This is a genomic window from Wolbachia endosymbiont (group A) of Eristalinus aeneus (genome assembly GCF_964026915.1).
GTDB classification, from domain to species: domain Bacteria; phylum Pseudomonadota; class Alphaproteobacteria; order Rickettsiales; family Anaplasmataceae; genus Wolbachia; species Wolbachia pipientis.
The window spans coordinates 1,155,405-1,176,463 of the sequence record NZ_OZ034712.1 but is presented as its reverse complement, the minus strand read 5'-3'; the positions used below and the strand labels follow the sequence as shown (position 1 = coordinate 1,176,463).

Below are 21,059 nucleotides of genomic sequence, written 5' to 3'. Positions count from 1 at the left end.
GTGAATAGAAAAAATATGCGAAAGGCGAATCTTACACCATTATTTTTTGCGAACAGTGTACCTCGAAAATCTGGTGCTGTTGTTGAGTCTGATTCTAAACAGGTGAAGGATAAGGATGAGAACACGAATTTGGAACAGGAAAGTGGTGTACCTAATACCGGTAGTTTTGATGAATTATGTGATACGCCTAGTAGTACTCGTAGTTTTTGTATTTCGGCTGGCACACCCGATGAAGAGAAGATACTGGGGCTTGAGTGGGATAATTACTCTCTATACTTTACTGATGTAAATCAAGATCTAAAGTTGAGTCAGAAAAGTCAAGAAGAGATTGTAATAACTTTCTCCCAGATTAATGAGAGTACTGACTTGGGCATAGTGCAAGAGAAATCGACAACAGTAGAGAGTAAAAAAGATGCTACAATAAATCTACAGTTAGATGGACAAAACAAAAATAAAATTTTAGTAGCATCGGATGAGGAGGCAAAAGGTTACGATGAGAACAATAACAGTCCACTAGTTAGTAGTGAAACACTATTGTCAGAAGGTGAAAATGATACTTCTAGCAGTGTTCAAGAAGCAACGTTTGCTAGAGATAATCCTAAAGTAATGTTAAGTGAAGAAGATATAGAACTGAGTATCAGTAACAATTTTGATATTAATAACTTTAGTTTTCTCAACTATAACAAAGAAAGTGGTAATGATTCAGGCGCCGAATTCACTGATGGTGATGATTCAGGACGGGAAAAAGTTGATAATGAAGCTGAAATATTTCTAGGATCAAATGAAAATATATCAAGTCCTATTTTAAGTGAAGAAAGTTTTGTTACTGCTAAAAATGAAGGCGAAACATATAAAAGTCCTAATAATAGTATTTTTATACATTCAAATGGTACTCAGTTTGATGTAAGTGAAGATGGTATTTATACACACGATGATTCACAAGATGTTTCATTACGAAATGAACAGAATGTTAGCAAAGAAGGTTTAACAGGGACTTTAGTAAAGTTGGATGATGGAGAAAATAAAAATATTAAAATAACTGGCAAAAGTGCCCCAGGAGCATCGAAGCAAAGTGAAGGTGATAATGATCAATTACTAAATGGCAGTGAACCACTGATTTCAAGAAGTAGTACTCCAAACAATTCACCAAAAGATGTAAATAGAAAGAGCACATATAGTAAATTATCAAAAATCTGTAGAGATAAAAATGAAGGTGAAAAATCAGTCTATAAAACTTCAAGCTATAATCCATCGCAGAAGAATTCTAAAGGAAAGAAGGTCTTTTTGTGTCTTACAGTGTTGTCATGCACTGTTTTTTTTGTATCAATAACTTCTTCATTTTTAGGAAAGCCTCTTAGAGGTTGTCCGGAAATAAGTAAAAGGCTATAATATCTGAAATTTTAGTACGGGGTAAAGATGAGAAAAAAGTATCCAACAGATCTAAGCGAAAGGGAATGGGCAAGAATAGAAAAACACTTCAGAGTATCATACAAGAAAGGAGGAAGGCCGCCAAAGTATAGCAAAAGAGAAATATTAGAAGCAATTTTCTATGTATTGCGTACAGGGTGTCAATGGCGGTATTTACCAAATGATTTTCCGCTATGGAAGACTGTGTATGAGCAGTTCAGGCAATGGAAGAAGCAGGGAATTTTTGAGAAAATGAATTATGAAATTACAAAATATAGTAGAAGAAAAATAGGAAGGAATGAGCAGCCGAGTGCCTGTATAGTAGATAGTCAATCTGTAAAGACTACAGAAAAGGGAGGATCAAAGGCTATGATGGAAGTAAAAAAGTAAAGGGTAGAAAAAGGCATATAATTACAGACACTCAGGGTTTTATACTAGGTTGTTACGTAGGCGCTGCTAACGAAAATGATAGAGATGGTATTAAAATAGCATTAAACAATATGAGAACAAAATATACTAAAGTTAAAAAAATGTGGGCTGACATGGGATACCAAGGAAGAAATTTAAAGAATCACATAAAGGAAGAATATGACATAGATATTGAAATTGTTAAAAGGCCTCCATGTAGATTTTGGGTGCACAAAGATACGCCACCTGAGCTACTACCAACAAGAGAACAAGGGTTTAAAGTACAGCCAAGAAGATGGGTTGTAGAAAGGACTTTTGCTTGGGTTAATAGGAATAGAAGGCTATCGAAGGAGTATGATTTACTCACAACATCCACTGAGAATTTCATATACCTAGCTATGAGTAGGGTTATGTTAAAGAGGGAATATGCTTGAATTTACTAGTTTCCGGACAACCTCTCATACCAATTCTCATTATTAGGAGGACAAATAGGAGACATTGCAGAGTTGTTTAATTATGGAGTGGGTAAGAGAGGTAACAAATTTACACAAAGTGCGCTCAAGCAGGGTAATTGTATCGTATATTTTATTGCACAAAATGTTCTGTTTTATATATAACCAAAACCTCTCAACAGGATTGAGCTCAGGTGAGTATGGAGGTAGGTATATAATATCGATATTTTTAGGTACCTTTAAATTTTTTGACCTATGCCAACTAGCACAGTCCATAACGAGAAAAGTCTCTCGTATTCCTAGATATTGCGACATCTGCTCAAGAAATATATTCATGCAATCAGTGTTGACATTTGAGCTAGAACTCTCTCCATTTCTAGGATTAACCGCACTATAGAGATAGAAATTTTGCCTACCTAATTTTATTTTAACCTGTGTCCTAATGCCTTTTTTAAACCACCCATGTCCAATTTTTGAATGTGTGCCAAACCGAGACTCATCAAAGAAAAATAGCTCTTTTTCTGGATATTTGCCAATAGTTTCGTTGAGATTTTTTTTTAAACTCCTCTTGTTTGCTTTTATCTTGACCATTATGAACTGGTCTTGGAGTAATATATGAGAATTTCATTCTTTGCATATTACGGTGTACTGTGGACTTACTGATATCCAAACCAAATCTTTCCTGGATTTTTATTCTCATTTCTTTAATGGTGATATTAGGATTTTCTTGTATCCATGCTTCAACTTGTTCACGTTGACTTTGATTCAATCTAGTTTTTCTACGACGTTGAGGGGGAGCAAACAATTTTTCCTCTCTGTTAAATTTTAGGTGCTTTATCCACGCAGTCAGTGCAGTTCTTGAAATGCAACATATCTTTGCTACCGCTGTTATGCTGTGCTTTTTTGCTGCAATTACAGCATTTAGTTTTTTTGTAACGTATGCGTTGTTTCTTACTTTCTTCAGCATTGCTTTTGCCGATTCCACTACTTTTTCATCCAATAATTTTGATCTTAATGCCATTTATACCTCGCTATTACACTTAGTTTAGTATGGCTTTTTTTCCATTATTGTCTATCTGTTTGTTGTGCAGTGAGAATTGGTATTATGATTTAAGAAAAAAAGCAATGGAAGCGCTAGACGAAGGAGAAAGCAGAGAAACAGTGGCAGCAAGATTTAAGATTGGACGAACTACTTTATGGGAGTGGCAGCAAAGAAGAAAAGAAACAGGAGACTTTCAATCAAAAAAACTTGGAAATGGGGGTTACAATCACAAAATTACCGACTGGGATACCTTTGCCAAATTTGCCAGAGAACACGGAGGAAAGACTCTATCGGAAATGGCTAAACTTTGGAACAACGTTAGTATCCAAACGATCTATCGAGCCCTTAAAAAAATTGGATTTACGCGCAAAAAAAGACATATGGATACAAGGAAAGAAACGAAGAAAAACGTGCTGAATTTTTGAAAATTATAGCGACAAAAGAACCTAAAAACTTAGTGTATATAGATGAGTCTGGCATTGATAACACCGAAGACTACCCCTACGGATATTGCCAGAAAGGACAGCGGTTTTATGCCTTAAAATCTGGAAAGAAAACTCAACGAATCAGTATGGTTGCAGCCTTAAGTGGAAGAAAGATAGTTGTTCCGTTAACCTTTGAAGGCCACTGTAATATGGATGTTTTTAATGGATGGGTTGAGCAATTTTTGACACCGATCTTGGAACCTGGACAGACTGTCATTCTTGACAATGCTACTTTTCATAAGTCTGATAAGATTATCGAGCTTGCTAAAGGGGTTGGTGCAGAAATTTTGTATCTGCCGCCTTATTCTCCAGATTTCAACAAAATTGAGCATCATTGGTTTGCTATAAAAAACAGAGCCAGGAAAAACATTCCTCTATTCGAATCCTTTCGTCGTGCTGTTGATTCTGCCTTCCTATGACCTGTTCGGACTATTATGAGAAATGCTATACTACATAAGGCCTAATTTCCGGAAGATCAACTTTTTGGTGAACATAAGGTTTTTCGCATATTACAAGCTCTCCTCCGCATTCGCAAATATTAGGCAACTCTATTTTTACTACTTTATCCGCTTCCATTGTAGCATGAAAATTTCCTTTATGCCCAACCTGATCGCCAACATTCCTTTCGCTTTTTGGCTTATCCTTTTTTGTTTTGTACAATTCTTTAGAGCTCGGTAGAGATGAATTTTTCGAGTTTAAACCAAGCCTTTCCTTTAATTCAGCGTTCTCTATCTTTAAAGCTTTATTTTCTGCTTTTAAGTTTTCTATCTCTGCTTTCAGTTTTTCTATTTTTTGCTGTAAATTTTTGCAAAGTTCTAAAAGGTTTACCACATTACCTCACTTTTGCTCTATGATTATCTTTTTAGATCACTTTGTCTACCTTATTCTACCACTCCGCTGAACGGATACCTTGGGTTAGCTATAGCTAACACCACAATTGTACTAACATTGTGATTTGAGAACAACCTTCACCAGAAAGGGTGTCATTCCAGTGTTAAGCACTGGAATGACGAGAGGTAACGCAAGAAGTTTACTCTTAATAAAAACCTGATGATGAATCATTATTACCAAATTTCGGCCTATTTCTGTTGCTGAAACCAGAACGAGGACGAGGAGGCCTCTTATGGTGACTTCCTCCAGGTTTTCTACTAAATGAATTATTGTAATAATTATCCCTGTCATTTGGACCATCTTTCCTTTCCTCGTTGTAAAGCTCACCTTCAAAAAACTCTCCCGTCTCTTGGTCAACCCGACGTCTTGACAACTTTGGACACCCACCTTTTTCGAAGTCAATTACTAGTGCTTTGAAAGTATCATCTTGTTTAAGTACGCTCTCTATAGAATCTATATGTTCATTAGCTACTTCACTTATGTGCATTTTTCCTTTTCTGCCATTAAGAAATTCAAGCTCTACAATAGACTTCTCTATTCTTACAACCTTGACATCAACTATAGAACCTTGTTCTAGTTCTGTTATTGAATCAATCATCATACTCTTTGCAATTTCAGCTTCAGTGCCACTCGTAGCAAAAACAGAAACTTTACCATCATCTCCTATTTCAATTTTTGCATTACTTCTTTCACACACACTGCGTATATTTTTCCCCTTAGAACCTATAGCAGCAGAAATTTTGTCTTTATCTATGTAAAATGATAACATCCTTGGTGCATGGTCTTTGACATCATCACTGTGTTCTGAAATCACTGCATTCATTTTTTCTAAAATATGTAATCTTCCAGCTTTTGCCTGTTCTAAAGATTTTTCAACAATTTCAAAGCTTATACCAGAAATTTTCATGTCCATTTGTAGCGCCGTAACCCCTTCACTAGTTCCTGCTACTTTAAAGTCCATATCACCAAGATAATCTTCATCACCAAGTATATCGGAAAGTATTACATACTCGTCTTTATCTTTGATGAGACCCATAGCAATTCCAGCAACAGGGGCCTTTATTGGCACACCCGTATCCATTAAAGCAAGAGAAGTCCCACAAACTGTTGCCATAGAAGAAGAACCATCAGACTCCAAAATTTCGGACACTACTCTTATTGTATAAGGAAATTCAGACTTATCGGGTAAAACAGGATGAATTGCTTTCCAAGCAAGTTTGCCATGACCGATTTCTCTTCTTCCTGGTGCACGCGCAGCAGAAGTTTCTCCAACAGCAAATGAGGGAAAGTTATAATGCAACATGAAATGCTCACGTCTATCCCCTTCAATATCATCCACAATTTGCTCATCTTGAGTGGTGCCAAGAGCAGTAACAACCAGTGCCTGAGTATTGCCTCTTGTAAATAGTGCAGAACCGTGAGTTTTGGACAGAATATCAACTTCAACTTCTATCTGACGTATCTCATCATGCTTACGACTGTCTATCCTTACACTTTTCTTCCTAATTATTTCACGTACTAAAGATCTTTCAAAGTTTTTTACTGCATACGTAATTAACTTTTCGTCTTTTCCAGTTTCTTTAAGAGTATTCAATATATTCTCTCTGATCGCTTCTAGAGCTTGAACTCGCTCTTGTTTTACTGTTTGCGAATATGCTTTTTCAAAATCTTTACCGTATTTTTCGAGCTCTTGTGTTATATCTGATGCATCAATAGGGGCAAAGCTCTCAGGTTTATTGCCAATTGTATCAGCAAACTCTTTTATGAGCTTAATGACAGGCTTAAGGTGTTCATGGCCAAATTTTATTGCATTAAAAACATTTTCTTCAGAGAGCTCTTTCACTTCTGATTCAACCATTAAAATTGAATTTTCATCACCAGACAAAAACAGATCCAAGCTGCTTGCTTTCATCTCTTGAACAGAAGGGTTGAGTATATAGTTATTATTTTCATCACAACCAACCATCACTCCAGCTATAGTAAAGTGAAAGGGAACACCAGAAATTGCAAGAGCTGCAACAGCACCAATCAATGCTGGCACTTCAGGAGGATTGACTGTATCATAAGTTAATAGATTGCACACCACACTAATTTCATCATGAAATCCTTCTGGGAATAGTGGTCTTATACTTCTATCTATTACTCTTGAGATTAAAGTTTCTCTATCAGATGGCTTGCCTTCTCTTTTAAAAAACCCGCCAGGGATCTTACCCATGGCATAGCTTTTTGCGATAAACTGCACATTTAAAGGTAGGAAATCAACGCTTTCTTCCTTCTTTTTACGTACAACAGTTACTAAAACAGAAGTATCACCGTAATTTACAACTACTGAACCATGAGCTTGGCGTGCTATTTTTCCTGTTTCTAAAGATAAGGCACGACCACCCCACTCTATAGATTTTTTTATAATTTTAAACATATTAAATTCCTCGATTATTTTCTAATGCCTAACTTCTCTATTAATTCCTGATAGGCTTCATTACCAAATTTACGCTTTATATAATTTAAGTGCTTGCGTCTTCTACCTATCAATATAAGTAAACCACGCTTAGAGTGATGGTCATGCTTGTGCACTTTAAAATGCTCAGTTAAGTTACTGATCCTCTCGGTCAAAATTGCACATTGTACAAAAGATGAGCCTGTATCATCTTCTTTAATTGCGTATATATTTATCAAACTCTTTTTCTTTTCGGATGTTATCGACATCTAAACCTCATTTTAAATATTAAAAACACGAATAGGTTTCACACAACCATAAATAAAACTGCAGATTGCAATAGGTACACTACCCACCACCGTACAACAAATATCATGATTCTTTAAATTACGCAAGTTATTTAATACAACTTCCTGACCTTTTCTGATTTTCCCCGCATCTTCTAGGGAAATTTCAACTTTGAACATCGATTTTAAAGCCGATTCAATGGGGATGACGAAACTTTTTGTATTACTCCCTGTCACTCCATCATCTTCTGTCATCCCACCCCCCTCTGTCATCCAAGTAGCTGACACTGGGATGGCTTTGTTGCATCGCTCTTCGGATAGTAGGTAACGCACAATAAATTTATGAAGCTATCTCAAATTTAGCCATACCAATATCAGTGAACTTATTGAGCAAATAGCATTTAACAAGTAGTTCCTTCTCTCTATTTGTCTCAGATTTATTCCTAAAACTAAACCCGAATGTTTGTTTCAGTCGCGAGAAAAAACCTTCTATATAAGATCTTTTTCCATAACTCATCTCTTTTTTCCACTTCTTTATACCATCTTCATCATATGACTTTATGAGCTTGACTGCAGAATTTCTCTCAGCCATATAGTCTAACTTTGGATGCTCTGCTGCGTTGTTTTTCGGAGGAATTTTCGTTTTTATACCATATTGATTACACAGCTTATAGAGCTTTTCTCTGTCATATGCCCTATCTGCATATAGTACTTTTATGACATACTGAAAATCGACTTCTTTTAGCAAATCACAAGCTCCATAGTGATCAGCCGTTACTGTATTTTACAGCTATGGCTTTTTTGCTGTTTGTATTCAACATTACATGCAATTTTCTTGTCTGTTCATAGCTGCGATACTTTCTATCTTCGCTATTTTCTTTGCTATGACCAGGAGTGTTGTTGTATATACTAATTCCTGTACTGTCTATAGCAATTTCGATATCTTCCATATTATTTTCTGCAATCATTGATCTTAATATTGAGTTTCTTAAACCTTCTTGATGATTGTGAATAGCTGATAACTTGCAAATTTTTCCCAATTTGCTCAAGGTATCCTGCTATAAACCCAACTGTTTGCCTCAGGCCTATTCTAAATAAACAAGTTATTATGTGCACCAAAATTACAACTTTATCGCTATAAATATTGTTGCCACCTGGTATTTTTGGACCATTCTCGTACCACTTTTCTATGGCTTCGTTGATATAATGAAAAATATTTCCTCTTTTTTCTAGAAATTTGTTATATTCGCTATGGTTACTGACCCTCATTTTTTGTGGCATATTTTTTCTTTCAAGGTTAAATGGCTATTTTATAATGAATTTTGTCAGTAGCCACCAGATTTTTTCAGTTGCTATGCAACAAAGCCATCCCAGTGTCAAGCACTGGGATGACATCACTTTTGCTTCAATATTCCCACATTAGCGGAGGTAAGCCCATTGCGAAAATCAGTATGTTAAGGCATGATTTTTAATAACCTCAACATCGCTAAATTCAAAAGTTTGGTTGCCTATAATTTGAAATTTCTCATTTCCCTTTCCTGCAACTAGCAGAATCATACCCTCGTTATAGGCAATATCTACGCCTTTCTCTATAGCTTCTCTCCTACCTCCTATCTCCAGTGCATCAGGGCAATGTAGCAAAATATCGTGGCGAATTTTTGCCGGATCTTCATCACGCGAATTATCATCTGTAATTATTACTTTATCTGCATACATTTGTGCTATTTTGCCCATTTCTGAACGTTTCGTCTGATCGCGATTTCCACCGCATCCAAAAACTAGAATTATTTTTTTGTTGATATGCCATTTTAAAGACAATAGGGCTTGTTTAAGCGCACTTGGAGTATGAGCGTAATCCACGAATGCAAAAGGTTTCACTTTTTCCATTCTTCCTGGTGGAGAAACGAGTTTTTCTACGCATATTTCTCTGTAATTTAATCCAGATATACCAATTGCACATAGCAGATTATATGCTTGAAATTTTCCTAAAACTGGGAAAAATGTATTGTAAATTTGGTTATCAATTTTTACTGTAAGATGTTGACCATTAGGGGTTGATGTTTGCTCTAATAAAGTAATATCAGAGCCTTTTTTTCCATAAGTCACAACTTTATTACTGCGTTTTTCAGCTATTTTAAGCAATGCGCCGTATTCATCTATATCCGCATTTAAAATCGCTGTTTTTCCTTCTGGTAATACTTCGTAAAATAACCTTTTTTTAGTTTCTAAATATCCACCAAGACTTTTATGGTAATCTAAATGATCTTGCGAGAAATTAGTAAAAGCTGCAGCACTCAACTTTAATCCATGGATTCTGTATTGATCAATCCCATGACTTGATGATTCCAACACTAAGTGTTCTACACTTATACCACGCAATGTTGCGTAAAGGTCTTCTGCACCTGGAGTGGTAAGACTGCTGCTATTACCTTTTCTACCATTATTGATGCATGTTCCAAGTGTTCCAATAGACGCAGCATTGTAGCCAGAGTTTTGCCAGATCTGGCGGCAAAATTCTACTACTGAAGTCTTGCCATTTGTGCCTGTTACAGCAGCAACATATTTTGGCTGTTTGAATTGATAAAACCTGCTGACTATTTCGCTGTATATTTCTTGAGGGTTTGGGTGGAAGATACAGATTCCAGCATCACGCGTTGGAATGATACCAAGGCTTGAAGCTTCTGTTATGCAATCACTTGCAATTATCGCTTTAGCTCCACAAGATAATATCTGATCTATGTAAATCCTATCCCTTTCTGACACACAAACAAAAAGATAACTTTCCTTGATTTTCTTGGGATTACATGTGACGCCTTTGATTTCAATATCAAAGTTAACATCAATGATACTATGCAGTAATTCTCTCAGTTTCACGTTCTACTTCGTCAGTTTTAATGTCCGAACATGGCAACCTTGCTAGTGCAGCATTTAAATCAGAGATTAAATCTTCAGGATCTTCCAGTCCACAAAATATTCGCACGAAACTTCCACCATAATCTGAATTCATTACAGATCTTGACATAGCTCTACGATCTATTGGTAATATCAAACTGTCGCACCCTCCCCAAGAAGCACCGATACCAAAAATTTTCATGTGATCAACCATGCAGCTTAGTTCTTCACATGAATATTCTCTACCCAATACTATACTGAATACGCCGCTTGCTCCTTTAAAGTAACTTTTCCATAATTCGTGTTGAGGATGGGAGGGAAGTGCTGGATACAAAACTTTTTTGATTTTTGAATGTTTTTCTAGCCATTTTGCCACTTCCATTGCTGTATTCTGGTGCCTTTTCATACGTGTGTGCAGTGTTCTTAGCCCCCTATGTGCAAGATAACAGTCGTGCGATTGAACGGTCACTCCATAGTTTTTATAGCTCTCATAAAGCAATTTAAAAATTTCACCTTCTGCAATAACAGCCCCCATCAATAAATCCGAGTGACCGGCTAGATACTTTGTTACCGCATATAGTGCAACATCAACTCCATAATCAAGCGGCTTAAATAACAAAGGAGTGGCCCATGAATTGTCACAAACGGTCACAATTTTATGTTCCTTAGCAACTTTTACTATATGCTCTATATTCGAAATCTCAAACGTTACAGAACCAGGAGTCTCGATCATTATCAATAAAGTATTACTCTGAATTAAATCAGTTATATCCTGTGTTGGATCATAAAAAGTTACTTCTGTTCCTCTTTTTGGTAGCTCATTTTCTGCAAACCTCCTAAGTCGGTAATAACTATTATCTTGAATTAAAACGTGCGAGCCTGCTTTAGTGAAAGTCAAAATAGCAAAAGTAAGTGCAAATAGTCCGGAAGGAAAAATAAGCGCTTGTCCACTCCCTTCAATTTCAGCCAGTGCATTTGAAAAATAATGAACAGTGGGAGTACCAACATTACTATAGCTGTAATCTCTTGCAACATCATCGTTGATTACATCGTATATACTTTCTCCATTTGCTGCATTTAAGTAGTCCTTGTAAGTAGGGAATAATATGGTAGAAGAATGATAAACTGGCGGGTTCATAGAACCTTTATAGTCCTTAAATTTTCTTCCTGCTTTAACTAATAAAGACTCTTCCTTCACATTTTTATTATTTATTTTTTAAATTGTACTCGTTTTGCGTATACAAGTGAAGAGAAATTGCATGTATTAGCTCTATCTCACTCTTTAATAATTCATAGATCAATTTATGCCTTTTGAGAGTGTTCATTCCGATAAAGCTGTCAGATATCAATATTAGCTTGATATGTGAAGGTAGTGTTGAAGATGAAGCAAAATAATGATCAGCATGCTTTGCTGATTCATCGATAATGTTGATATCAATTACATCTATCGAATCGCGTATCTTTTCTTCTATTGTTTTAATAATATCCATAATGGTTTCTTTAAGCAACAATATGCTCCTCTTGTCATCCCAGTATCAGCTACTTGGATGACAATCGCAATTACTTATTCTCTTCTTTATTATCTATGTCTTGATAATCAGAATCTACTACTTTTTCCTTTTTATCATTTGGATTTCCTTCTGATGAAAAGCCATTTTCAGCACTATTTTGTTGAGATGCTTGATACATAGCTTCTCCAAGTTTCATAGATAATTGAGAAAGATTAGTAACTTTCTGCTGTATTGAATCAGCGTCATCAATGTTATCAGATTTACTAACTTCTTTTAATTCGTTAACTGCATTTTCAATAGCAGATCTATCTTCTGGTGAAACTTTATCACCATACTCTGTCAGAGACTTTTCTGTAGAATGGACTAAGCTATCCGCTTGATTCTTCACTTCAATAAACTTTTTGCGCTTTTCATCTTCTTGCGCTTTTTCTTCAGCTTCTTTTACCATGCGATTTATTTCATCATCAGATAAACCACCTGAAGATTGAATGCGTATTTTTTGCTCTTTTCCAGTAGCTTTATCTTTTGCAGAAACGTGTGCTATTCCATTTGCATCTATATCAAATGTCACTTCAATTTGTGGCCTTCCGCGCGGAGCAGGAGGTATCCCTTCCAAACTAAACTGACCGAGTAGCTTATTATCAACTGCCAGTTTTCTTTCACCCTGATGCACCTTAATTGTAACAGCTGTTTGGTTATCTTCTGCAGTTGAAAACACCTGAGATTTTTTAGTAGGAATTGTAGTATTACGCTCAATAAGTGGAGTGAATACTCCTCCTAGAGTTTCAATACCAAGAGAAAGTGGGGTCACATCAAGTAGTAACACATCTCTTACATCACCTTGAATGATCCCCGCCTGTATTGCAGCTCCAATTGCTACAACTTCATCAGGGTTAACTCCTCTATGTGGATCTTTGCCAAAGAATTCTTTAACTTTCTCTATGACTTTTGGCATACGAGTCATGCCACCAACAAGAACCACTTCGCCAATTTGACTAGCAGACAAACCAGCATCCTCAAGAGCTTTTTTACAAGGAGCTATAGTTCTTTCGATTAAATCATTCACTAAGCTTTCAAGTTTTGCTCTCGTTAATTTCATATTTAAGTGTTTTGGACCACTTGCATCAGCTGTAATAAACGGTAGATTTATTTCCGTTTCCATTGCACTTGATAATTCAATTTTCGCTTTTTCAGCAGCTTCTTTGATTCTTTGCATAGCCATTGGATCATTTTTCAAATCAATGCCATTACTTTTCTTGAATTCATCTAGTAAATAACTCACTACTCCATTATCAAAGTCTTCACCTCCAAGATGGGTATCACCGTTTGTTGCTTTCACTTCGAAAACTCCATCACCTATTTCAAGTATTGAAACGTCAAATGTACCACCACCAAGGTCATATACTACTATTGTGTGCCCATGTTTCTTATCAAGACCATAAGCAAGTGCTGCAGCAGTCGGTTCATTTACTATTCTGAGTACATTTAATCCGGCAATTTTTCCTGCATCTTTTGTTGCTTGACGTTGAGAGTCGTTGAAGTATGCTGGCACTGTTATCACAGCATCTTTTACTTCCTCTCCAAGATAAGCTTCTGCTGCCTCTTTCATGTTTTGTAGTATAAATGCACCAATTTGACTAGGAGAATATTCTTTATTATCAGTTGTTTTAACCCATGCATCACCACTTTTTGCTGCAAATACTTTGTATGGTACACTTAGATTTTTCATCTCAGGATCACTATATTGACGGCCTATTAATCTCTTAGTAGCAAAAAAGGTATTACTTGCATTGGTGGTTGCTTGCCTTTTTGCTGGAGCACCAATCAACCTTTCTCCTGAAGAAGTCAATGCAACTATAGATGGAGTAGTTCTTGCCCCTTCTTTATTTTCTATTACCTTTGTATCCTTGCCCTGCATTATTGCAACACAAGAATTTGTTGTTCCGAGATCTATGCCTATTGCTCTTCCCATAATGAGTACCCCATTGTAAATATTATCTGATATAAGAATATATAAGTATAGGGCTCATTAATTACAAGCCCAATTTAGGTTTCTAATTAGTTATTAGAACTTAAAAGGCGCGAAAGCCACTTAGTCAGCCAAAAATTGCCTCGTAGTTTATTTGAATTATCAGCTTCTTCATTGCTGCTATCCCCAATTTGGTATCCAGAGTTCTGTAATGGCTTATAACCGTTTAAATTAACATCATCTCCTTGTTTTAAAACAAATGTATTTACATCTAAACTGTTATCAATACTAACGTTCAATGTAATATTAAACTCTTTTTCGATTGTAGAAACTGTATTGCGTTTGTTATTAAAAATGTGCGCTATAACTGCACTGTGTGCTACTAAATCAAAAGACTTATTTCGATTCTTGTTAGCAATATGTTGTAAATCCCTTAGTATTGATGAAACAATTACTTCGTTTGATTTTACTCTTCCAGTACCTTTGCAGTGTAAACACTCTGTAGTATTAATTTCTTGTATGTTTGGTTTAATTCTTTGTCTTGAAAATACCATTAAACCAAAGTCATTTATGTAGCTAAATTGAACTTTAGCTTTATCATCTTTAAACGCTTGCTTTATAGCAGACTCAACAGCTCTGCAATACTGATATTTCAACATATCAATAAAATCGACTACTATTAATCCTGATAGGCCCCTAAGATTCACCTGTCTTGATATTTCAGGTACTGCTTCCATGTTGGTTCTATAAGCTGTTTCTTCTATGCTATCTTCTCCTGTCATCTTTCCTGAATTTACGTCTATTGAAACAAACGCCTCAGTTAAAGTTATTATCAAAGACCCACCAGATGGCAATTCTACTCTATTGCTATATAACCCAGAAATTTGATCTTCGATTCCGTAGTAAGTAAAGATCGGAGCATAACCTCTATACAATCTATAGCGCAACTTACTACCTTTTAGTGCATTGTTAGCATATTGCCTAACTGCCTCAAAAGCTTCCTTTCCAGACACTATAACTTCTATACCATCGCTACAAAAATCACGAACAGATCTCATAATTACATCTGCTTCATTGTAAATTAATGATGGAACGTTTACAGAGAAGGCATTTTTTTGAATGCTCTGCCATAATGAGGATAAGTAATTGTAATCCTGCTCAATTTCTTTCTTATTTTTTCCTGAACCAACAGTTCTTACTATTAAACCTGATCTTTTTGGCAAGTTTATTGAACTCAGTATCTCCTTTAACTGCTTTCTGACATTAGCATCTTCAATTCTGCGAGACACTCCACCTTTACTCATGGAATTTGGCATGAAAACACAGTATCTACCCACTAAAGTTATGTATGTTGTAAATGAAGCTCCTTTATTGCCTCGTTCCTCTTTAGTTAGCTGGACCAATACTTTTTGATTTACTGAAATAACATCTTGTAATTTGTATTTTTTATATAAAGGTACCTCTCTTACAAAACCACTACCTGATCCGTTGACATTCTTACTAGCTGCAGAATCTGAAGAAACATTTGCTGAGGCTTCTTCTATACAATCGTCATTTGAGTAGCCCTCAAAGATAGTTTCCTTTTCTTTTTCTGGAATGTTGAAGTAATCTAGAGATATCTCGGAAAAAGACAAAAAACCTTGCTTATTTTTCCCATATTCAATAAATACGGCTTGCAAAGAAGGCTCTATACGCTTTATATAAGCAACGTATATATTACCTCTTAATTGTTTTTTTTCCTTGAATTCTTGTTCAAATTCTACAACCTTGTTATTAATTGACAAGGCAACCCTTACCTCATTAGAACAGATAGAATTTTCTATCAATAATACCCTTTTACCACTATTTGTCACTTATTTACCGTTTGCTTTTTATTCTGAAGTTAACTTTATGCTACTTAATGCACTGTTGATTGTCAAGGATTTTGCAATCTGCATTATTCGATTGACTTTTAGTATTTTGCGTAATAAACTCGCATAGAATTTATTATATCATTATAAGTATGGCGAAAAAAAATGCTTCTTTGCTCGTTAAGTTAGTCAGCACTGCAATCAAGATAACAAAAACTGGTGAAGAAAAATCAACTGGCTATTTTTATGTAAAAAAGCGTAATCCAAAAAAGCTCACCAAAAAACTGGAGTTTAGGAAGTATGACCCAGTAGTCAGAAGGCATGTGTTATTTAAAGAAGAAAAACTAAAGTAATTTTTTTATAAGGAATTTTATTATTATGCAAAATTTACAATTAAGTTATCCTATAATAGTAGAGTTGGGGGATGTGAAAGATACAAAACTGAAATTAATAAAGGTCATTGCACAATTAATAAGTAAGAAGTACACAACACAGAAAAAAGCAGCAAACGCTCTAAAGATTGATCAACCTAAAGTATCTCAAATCAATAGGTCAAAAATCGAAGGGTTCTCCTTAGAATACTTGCTTAACTTATTGATTGTATTGGGCCAAGACATAAACGTAAGAATAAAGCATAATTCTAAACCTGCATAATATGGTATCCGTTCAGCGGAGTGGCAAAATAAGGTAGACAAGATAAATCAACCCCGGTGTCAAGCACTGGGATGACAAGGTATAAACCTTATCGTCATGCCGCCGCGAACCGTCATACCGCGATTCATTCGCGGTATCTCTAGATCCCGCTAACAAGTAGCGGGATGACGGTTATCAGGCCAGCACCCCTACGATGTCATCCCAGTCTGGGATCCAGGAATTTTATTAAGTTAGTAAGCATAAAAGTAGCCGTTTTATGTTAAAATACAACGTTTTGATGATTATGAAAAAGCTGGATTCCAGACTGGAATGACACCATTTGTTGTAAACTCACTTCTTCTTGATTTGTAGAACAATAAAACAGTAAGCTAAAAGGGAACTTATTACTCAACAAAACAAGACTTAAAATTTTGTGCAATGCTATTGATTATAGCTAGATATGCATCTTTTCCAGGCTCTATGTCTGATCCAATAGGATCAAGAACTACCATTTTTGCGTCATTAGAAAGGGCGTTAGGCTTTATGCTATCTTCCTGTGAATGAGCAAATATACATTTAACGTTTTCTTCCTTCATTATCTTTTTTAGCTTCATTAAACTCTTCATACCTATGTAAGAATCCTCTTCTATGGAAAGAATAGCGCTTGGATGATTTAGACCGAAATATTTTTCAAAATATTGATAAGCATCATGAGTAACGATGTATTTTTGATTTTTAAAATCATTCAGTTCTTTCATGATTTCTTTTACTTCTTGGTCTATTTTTTTTATAGCTTTTGTTGCATTAGAACTGTATCGATGGGAATTTCCTTTATCTATGTCAGACAATGTTGCACTTATAGAAAGTATCATGCTCTTTGCATTTTCGGGACTCAGCCACATGTGTAAATCTTTTTCATCTTGAATGTGAGTGATTTTTCTAGAAAATGAATGTGGCCGAGTAGGAAGTAGGTTGATTGCCTTTGACAATTGCACTAGTTCTTTATTATTTTTGGCGAAAGTTTGAACAAACGTCTCTAAGTTATCGTCAACATAAAATATAACGTCACTTGATTCTAAATTACTCGCATCAGATGGCTTTAATATATAATTATGTGCAGATGTTGCATAGCCAAGCAATTCCGGTTCTAAAATCCCTTCTGTAACAGAAGCTACAAGTGAGTGGATAGGTTTGATTGTAGCTACAACTTTTAAATTGGATGAAAAGGCGATATTATAGTATAGTGTAAATGAAAGTAATAGAAAAAAAGTCAGTAAATGTCTCATATAAACGTTGAGAAGAAGTTAAATTTTGTCAATAAATTGAATAATGTCAATAATCGTGTTCTAAAAATAGAAAATCTTGCTCTCGCATATGATGGTAAAAGAATCCTTGACAATATCAATATGTTCATGGAAAGAGGAGACATAATTACAATACTTGGTCCAAATGGTGGAGGTAAAACCTCTTTAGTGAAAGCAATCGCTGGTATAAATAAAAATTATACTGGAAATATTGTGTTAGCTGAGAACACAAAAATTAGCTACATGCCGCAAAATTTTAGTATTAGTAATTTGATGCCAATAACAGTTGAATATTTTCTTTTAAATAGCTCCTTGAAAAGACTAAAGAAAAATCAATCCATTATTACAGAAACGATAGAGTTGGTTGGTATCGGTAACATTTTGAAGAATCAAGTGTTAGAAATTTCTGCAGGGCAAACACAATTATTGCTACTTGCACGTTGTTTAATTGCAGAGCCTGACTTGATCATTCTAGATGAACCAGTTAGTGCAATGGATATTAACGCGCGGGCTAAATTTTATGATATTATAAATAAAATAGCAAAAAAACGATTGGTATCGATTCTTATGACTTCTCATGATCTTAACTCTGCTCTACCATCCTCAGATTACATAATTTGTATAAATAATACTATCTATTGCCAAGGCAAGCCTGATGAGATTATGAAAAATAGAACCCTAAATGAAATATTTAGCAGTTACGCAGCGAAATGATTCAAAATATTTTGCGTCTTCTGCACATAACTACGGTGCTGACGCGTTACAATATATTACCTTATTTACTTCCACCATCAAAAAAATCAATAAATAAAATACAAGGCCACAAGCTAAAGTGTGCTCTTGAAAAATTAGGTCCGGTGTTCATTAAGTTTGGGCAGTCTATCTCATCACGTACTGATGTTTTAAATGAAGATATAACAAATAACTTGTTATTGATATGTGATAGATTGCCATCGTTTTCACATAAAATAGCAGTTAAAACTATAGAAAGTGAGTTTAATTGTAAATTGAGCGACATTTTTTCAAGCTTTTCTGAAAAGCCAATTGCAGCAGCATCGATTTCTCAGGTGCATAGAGCGGTTACAACTGAGGGTAAGGAAGTTGCTGTGAAGGTTTTAAGGCCAAATATTGAGAAAACATTCTCAAGGGATATAAAAATGCTTTCTTGGCTCGCAGAAATTGCAGAAAAATTTAGCGAACAATCAAAAAGGCTGAGGCCAATTGAATTAGTTAAAACTTTTGCTGAAATTTGCCGATTAGAGTTAGATCTACGTTTTGAAGCTGCTCACTCTTCGGAACTAAAGGAAAACACAAAAAATGACAGAGGTTTTTACGTACCTGAAGTAGATTGGAATAGAACTTCGAAAAAGGTTTTAACATTAGAATGGATAGAAGCAACGCCAATATACGAAGTTGAAAAACTGAATAATCATAAGCAAATAGCTATCAATCTTATAGAATCGTTTTGTAATCAGGTATACAGGGATTGTTTTTTTCATGCTGATATGCATCCTGGAAATCTAATGGTTGATAGTAATAACAATATTATTGCTCTGGATTGTGGAATCATGGGTAGAATAGATCGTGAGACATGCTATTACGTTATAGAGATACTCAAAGGCTTTTTAAATCGGGATTATGATCACGTTGCAAAAATGCACTTTAAAGCTGGTTACGTTTCATCACAGCATAGAAATTTTGTCACAGCTTGCAGGGCAATAGGTGAACCCATTATTGGGCAGCCTATACAGAAGATTTCATTTGCTAGTTTACTTGCTCAGCTATTAAAAATAACTGGTGATTTTGATATGAAAGTTCAAACACAATTGTTATTGCTGCAGAAAACTATGATTTTACTGGAAGGGACATGTAGAAAGATCTACCCAGAAATCAATATGTGGAAAGTAGTTGAAGCGTGGATAAGCAGTCAACATGAAAGTAAAATAGGGTATAGGGAAAAAATTAGAAGTTCTTATCCTGTAAAAACAATCCAAGGGATATTTAGCCTTATAGAAAAATTAAACCTAATAGCTGATAAAAAATTAGAAAACATCCAAATTAAAAATAAATCAAATGGAAAAGTCTATTTTTTATTGTGGTTTGTAATTATAATTCTAATCGTTAAACTTTTAATTTCTTAAACTATGGGAAAAAACTGCGTCAAATCCAATTTTTATTCAACTTAATTTTTAATCTGCAGGAGCCGAGTTGAGAATGTCCAATTTTCCACTTTCTTTATGTATCTGTTCAGCAGAGTGGCAAAATAAGGTAGACGAGAAAAGACAACTATAGGAACAAATGGGTGTCATGCCAGTGCGTGACACTGGCCTCTTGTTTCAATGTTAAACAAAATACCATAGAATTCAAAAAGACAATTCCTAGAAAATTTCTACATCCAAAAAAGGCATAAGTTATGTTAATGCTGTTTGAATGAGATGATATAAAGATAAGCCAAATTTTTACAAAGAAAACATTTCAAGCAGCAAGACACCTTTGATTGAAAGAGAGCACCAAATTTATGGGGTGAGTAACTGCGCTATTTCAACTATAGTATTTTCTAAAACGAATGATAAACGTCTAAAATGGTATTACCAACTAAAAGGTGTAAGTCTGTACATTGATGCATTAGAGGTCTGAGGCAACTTTTGATGGTGTGCCAACAATGCTCTATCGGATTTAGATCAGGTGAATATGTTGGAAGATAAAGCAAATGACAGCCAAAAGACTCTATTAATGACTTTGTTTTGGGAGTTTTATGGAATGTAGCATTATCCATAACTATGGTTGTATCACGCTGTAATTGTGGAAGTAATCTTCGCTCTAACCATACATTAAATATATCTTTATTACACCCTCCTGTGAAGGTCATTGGTGCAATAAACTTCTCATCCACCTATTATACTCACTCTTTCCCGCTTTTTTCCTGGAACATCAGCATATATTTTTTCTCCTCTTGGAGCTCGTGCATATTCTCGGTATAGTCTATTATCAACTCCTGCTTCATCTATATATAAAATGCTACAGTGGTCTATTTTTGAGACTTTATCGATAAATTGCTGCCTATCTTCTTGATTGCGCTCTTGATAGAATGTGACTTTTTTTAAAGGTTATTTTTAGCTGTCTTAATCTATACCAAATTGCACTTATCCCAAAGCCAAGGTTTTGTTTCATTTCTGCTAGTGTGTGATCTGGGTGTTTTTTGACATATTCTTTGAGTATTTCTGGATCTATTTTTCGAATAAAACCAGTACTTTTTACCGCTTTGAGACCTTGGCCAGTAGCTTTCTTTTTTAGCCATCTATATAGTGTCTATCTCAAAAACCTCTGCAACTTCAACCTTTGACTTTCCTTTTTCTACCAAAGACACTGCTTTTTCCCTTAAATCTACACTATATACCATCGCTTTCCCTACTTTAAAAAAACATATTATACCTTTATCATTCGCTTTTGAAAATACTATAGTTAGCGGAATGACGGTTTTTCAAATTGTC

The 21,059-nt window shown here is 35.2% G+C and carries 22 protein-coding genes and 2 pseudogenes; 7 read left to right on the top strand and 17 right to left on the bottom strand.

Features of this window, described 5'->3' with window-relative positions:
* Nucleotides 1–1,389, top strand: a complete 1,389-nt coding sequence (locus tag AAGD62_RS06065) for a hypothetical protein (RefSeq protein WP_341812711.1) — start codon at nucleotides 1–3, stop codon at nucleotides 1,387–1,389.
* A 27-nt stretch (nucleotides 1,390–1,416) separates the two neighbouring features.
* Nucleotides 1,417–2,249 (top strand): IS5-like element ISWpi1 family transposase gene (locus AAGD62_RS06060; RefSeq protein ID WP_094189578.1). Its coding sequence is split into 2 segments (ribosomal slippage): nucleotides 1,417–1,786 and nucleotides 1,786–2,249, totalling 834 coding nucleotides; the frame shifts between segments, so codons are not numbered across the junction.
* A 42-nt stretch (nucleotides 2,250–2,291) separates the two neighbouring features.
* On the opposite strand, the gene AAGD62_RS06055 is transcribed toward AAGD62_RS06060, so the two are convergent.
* Nucleotides 2,292–3,288 (bottom strand): IS630 family transposase gene (locus AAGD62_RS06055; RefSeq protein ID WP_155968376.1). Its coding sequence is split into 2 segments (ribosomal slippage): nucleotides 2,292–2,825 and nucleotides 2,827–3,288, totalling 996 coding nucleotides; the frame shifts between segments, so codons are not numbered across the junction.
* 29 nt (nucleotides 3,289–3,317) lie between these two features.
* On the opposite strand from AAGD62_RS06055, the gene AAGD62_RS06050 reads away from it, so the two are divergent.
* Nucleotides 3,318–4,213, top strand: a protein-coding gene (locus AAGD62_RS06050; protein ID WP_341812710.1) for an IS630 family transposase whose coding sequence is annotated in 2 segments (ribosomal slippage) — nucleotides 3,318–3,678 and nucleotides 3,678–4,213 — 897 coding nt in all. Because the reading frame shifts where the segments join, the coding sequence is not laid out codon by codon here.
* 28 nt (nucleotides 4,214–4,241) lie between these two features.
* Here the strand turns inward: AAGD62_RS06050 and AAGD62_RS06045 are convergent.
* The 12 genes and pseudogenes from AAGD62_RS06045 to AAGD62_RS05990 form a co-directional block, all read right to left on the bottom strand.
* Nucleotides 4,242–4,625: pseudogene (locus AAGD62_RS06045) on the bottom strand (IS66 family transposase); the annotation flags it as partial.
* A gap of 205 nt (nucleotides 4,626–4,830) precedes the next feature.
* Nucleotides 4,831–7,104 carry a polyribonucleotide nucleotidyltransferase gene (pnp, locus tag AAGD62_RS06040; protein WP_155969351.1) on the bottom strand — a complete coding sequence of 758 codons (2,274 nt, stop codon included), beginning with the start codon at nucleotides 7,102–7,104 and terminating at the stop codon, nucleotides 4,831–4,833.
* 14 nt (nucleotides 7,105–7,118) lie between these two features.
* Nucleotides 7,119–7,391: a 30S ribosomal protein S15 gene (rpsO, locus tag AAGD62_RS06035; protein ID WP_006279944.1), complete on the bottom strand. Its 273-nt coding sequence runs from the start codon at nucleotides 7,389–7,391 to the stop codon at nucleotides 7,119–7,121.
* 12 nt (nucleotides 7,392–7,403) lie between these two features.
* The gene (locus tag AAGD62_RS06030) at nucleotides 7,404–7,742 is read right to left on the bottom strand and encodes a hypothetical protein (RefSeq protein WP_231115842.1); all 339 of its coding nucleotides are present in this window, start codon (nucleotides 7,740–7,742) and stop codon (nucleotides 7,404–7,406) included.
* 7 nt (nucleotides 7,743–7,749) lie between these two features.
* On the bottom strand, nucleotides 7,750–8,157 hold the full coding sequence (locus AAGD62_RS06025; protein WP_155968831.1) for a transposase: 408 nt from the start codon (nucleotides 8,155–8,157) through the stop codon (nucleotides 7,750–7,752).
* 19 nt (nucleotides 8,158–8,176) lie between these two features.
* Nucleotides 8,177–8,359 (bottom strand): transposase, encoded by a 183-nt coding sequence (locus tag AAGD62_RS06020; RefSeq protein ID WP_167347183.1) that lies wholly within the window; start codon nucleotides 8,357–8,359, stop codon nucleotides 8,177–8,179.
* Nucleotide 8,360: 1 nt separating this feature from the next.
* Nucleotides 8,361–8,690 carry a transposase gene (locus AAGD62_RS06015; RefSeq protein WP_007548762.1) on the bottom strand — a complete coding sequence of 110 codons (330 nt, stop codon included), beginning with the start codon at nucleotides 8,688–8,690 and terminating at the stop codon, nucleotides 8,361–8,363.
* A 165-nt stretch (nucleotides 8,691–8,855) separates the two neighbouring features.
* Complete coding sequence (locus AAGD62_RS06010; RefSeq protein WP_341812709.1) at nucleotides 8,856–10,283, bottom strand: UDP-N-acetylmuramoyl-L-alanyl-D-glutamate--2,6-diaminopimelate ligase; 1,428 nt, start codon at nucleotides 10,281–10,283, stop codon at nucleotides 8,856–8,858.
* Complete coding sequence (gene metC, locus AAGD62_RS06005) at nucleotides 10,258–11,499, bottom strand: cystathionine beta-lyase (protein WP_155969347.1); 1,242 nt, start codon at nucleotides 11,497–11,499, stop codon at nucleotides 10,258–10,260. The genes AAGD62_RS06010 and metC overlap by 26 nt, the downstream gene beginning before the upstream one ends.
* 7 nt (nucleotides 11,500–11,506) lie before the next feature.
* Nucleotides 11,507–11,791 (bottom strand): BolA family protein, encoded by a 285-nt coding sequence (locus tag AAGD62_RS06000; protein WP_155969345.1) that lies wholly within the window; start codon nucleotides 11,789–11,791, stop codon nucleotides 11,507–11,509.
* Nucleotides 11,792–11,861: 70 nt separating this feature from the next.
* Entirely contained in the window at nucleotides 11,862–13,784 is a 1,923-nt protein-coding gene (gene dnaK, locus AAGD62_RS05995; RefSeq protein WP_155969343.1) for a molecular chaperone DnaK, read from the bottom strand.
* A gap of 86 nt (nucleotides 13,785–13,870) precedes the next feature.
* Nucleotides 13,871–15,634: a ribonuclease E/G gene (locus AAGD62_RS05990; protein WP_155969341.1), complete on the bottom strand. Its 1,764-nt coding sequence runs from the start codon at nucleotides 15,632–15,634 to the stop codon at nucleotides 13,871–13,873.
* Between the two features lie 149 nt (nucleotides 15,635–15,783).
* Between AAGD62_RS05990 and rpmG the strand changes: the two genes are divergently transcribed.
* Nucleotides 15,784–15,984, top strand: coding sequence for a 50S ribosomal protein L33 (gene rpmG, locus AAGD62_RS05985; RefSeq protein WP_010082633.1), 201 nt, complete (start codon nucleotides 15,784–15,786; stop codon nucleotides 15,982–15,984).
* A 73-nt stretch (nucleotides 15,985–16,057) separates the two neighbouring features.
* Complete coding sequence (locus AAGD62_RS05980) at nucleotides 16,058–16,285, top strand: helix-turn-helix domain-containing protein (RefSeq protein ID WP_264339655.1); 228 nt, start codon at nucleotides 16,058–16,060, stop codon at nucleotides 16,283–16,285.
* Nucleotides 16,286–16,668: 383 nt separating this feature from the next.
* Here the strand turns inward: AAGD62_RS05980 and AAGD62_RS05975 are convergent, their stop codons facing one another.
* Nucleotides 16,669–17,550 (bottom strand): zinc ABC transporter substrate-binding protein, encoded by an 882-nt coding sequence (locus AAGD62_RS05975; RefSeq protein ID WP_155969339.1) that lies wholly within the window; start codon nucleotides 17,548–17,550, stop codon nucleotides 16,669–16,671.
* Here AAGD62_RS05975 and AAGD62_RS05970 point away from each other — a divergent pair.
* A complete protein-coding gene (locus AAGD62_RS05970; protein ID WP_155969337.1) occupies nucleotides 17,542–18,282 on the top strand; it encodes a metal ABC transporter ATP-binding protein in 741 nt (246 codons plus the stop codon). The genes AAGD62_RS05975 and AAGD62_RS05970 overlap by 9 nt on opposite strands.
* The gene (gene ubiB / locus AAGD62_RS05965) at nucleotides 18,279–19,709 is read left to right on the top strand and encodes a 2-polyprenylphenol 6-hydroxylase (RefSeq protein WP_155969335.1); all 1,431 of its coding nucleotides are present in this window, start codon (nucleotides 18,279–18,281) and stop codon (nucleotides 19,707–19,709) included. Before AAGD62_RS05970 ends, ubiB begins: the two co-directional genes overlap by 4 nt.
* 416 nt (nucleotides 19,710–20,125) lie before the next feature.
* Here ubiB and AAGD62_RS05960 read toward each other — a convergent pair whose 3' ends face one another.
* The 3 genes and pseudogenes from AAGD62_RS05960 to AAGD62_RS05955 form a co-directional block, all read right to left on the bottom strand.
* Nucleotides 20,126–20,437, bottom strand: a complete 312-nt coding sequence (locus AAGD62_RS05960) for a transposase (protein ID WP_022626381.1) — start codon at nucleotides 20,435–20,437, stop codon at nucleotides 20,126–20,128.
* A gap of 191 nt (nucleotides 20,438–20,628) precedes the next feature.
* Nucleotides 20,629–20,817 (bottom strand): annotated as a pseudogene (locus AAGD62_RS06920) (IS630 transposase-related protein); the annotation flags it as partial.
* Nucleotides 20,818–20,866: 49 nt separating this feature from the next.
* The gene (locus tag AAGD62_RS05955) at nucleotides 20,867–20,968 is read right to left on the bottom strand and encodes an IS630 transposase-related protein (protein ID WP_213863610.1); all 102 of its coding nucleotides are present in this window, start codon (nucleotides 20,966–20,968) and stop codon (nucleotides 20,867–20,869) included.
* Between the last annotated feature and the right edge of the window lie 91 nt (nucleotides 20,969–21,059).

What these genes read in the sequence shown, in the direction of transcription:
- pnp (WP_155969351.1), bottom strand. Translation starts at nt 7,104, where the DNA reads ATGTTTAAAATTATAAAAAAATCTATAGAGTGGGGTGGTCGTGCCTTA.
- rpsO (WP_006279944.1), bottom strand. Translation starts at nt 7,391, where the DNA reads ATGTCGATAACATCCGAAAAGAAAAAGAGTTTGATAAATATATACGCA.
- AAGD62_RS06020 (WP_167347183.1), bottom strand. Translation starts at nt 8,359, where the DNA reads ATGGAAGATATCGAAATTGCTATAGACAGTACAGGAATTAGTATATAC.
- AAGD62_RS06015 (WP_007548762.1), bottom strand. Translation starts at nt 8,690, where the DNA reads ATGCCACAAAAAATGAGGGTCAGTAACCATAGCGAATATAACAAATTT.
- AAGD62_RS06000 (WP_155969345.1), bottom strand. Translation starts at nt 11,791, where the DNA reads ATGGATATTATTAAAACAATAGAAGAAAAGATACGCGATTCGATAGAT.
- dnaK (WP_155969343.1), bottom strand. Translation starts at nt 13,784, where the DNA reads ATGGGAAGAGCAATAGGCATAGATCTCGGAACAACAAATTCTTGTGTT.
- rpmG (WP_010082633.1), top strand. Translation starts at nt 15,784, where the DNA reads ATGGCGAAAAAAAATGCTTCTTTGCTCGTTAAGTTAGTCAGCACTGCA.
- AAGD62_RS05970 (WP_155969337.1), top strand. Translation starts at nt 17,542, where the DNA reads ATGTCTCATATAAACGTTGAGAAGAAGTTAAATTTTGTCAATAAATTG.
- AAGD62_RS05975 (WP_155969339.1), bottom strand. Translation starts at nt 17,550, where the DNA reads ATGAGACATTTACTGACTTTTTTTCTATTACTTTCATTTACACTATAC.
- ubiB (WP_155969335.1), top strand. Translation starts at nt 18,279, where the DNA reads ATGATTCAAAATATTTTGCGTCTTCTGCACATAACTACGGTGCTGACG.
- AAGD62_RS05960 (WP_022626381.1), bottom strand. Translation starts at nt 20,437, where the DNA reads ATGACCTTCACAGGAGGGTGTAATAAAGATATATTTAATGTATGGTTA.
- AAGD62_RS05955 (WP_213863610.1), bottom strand. Translation starts at nt 20,968, where the DNA reads ATGGTATATAGTGTAGATTTAAGGGAAAAAGCAGTGTCTTTGGTAGAA.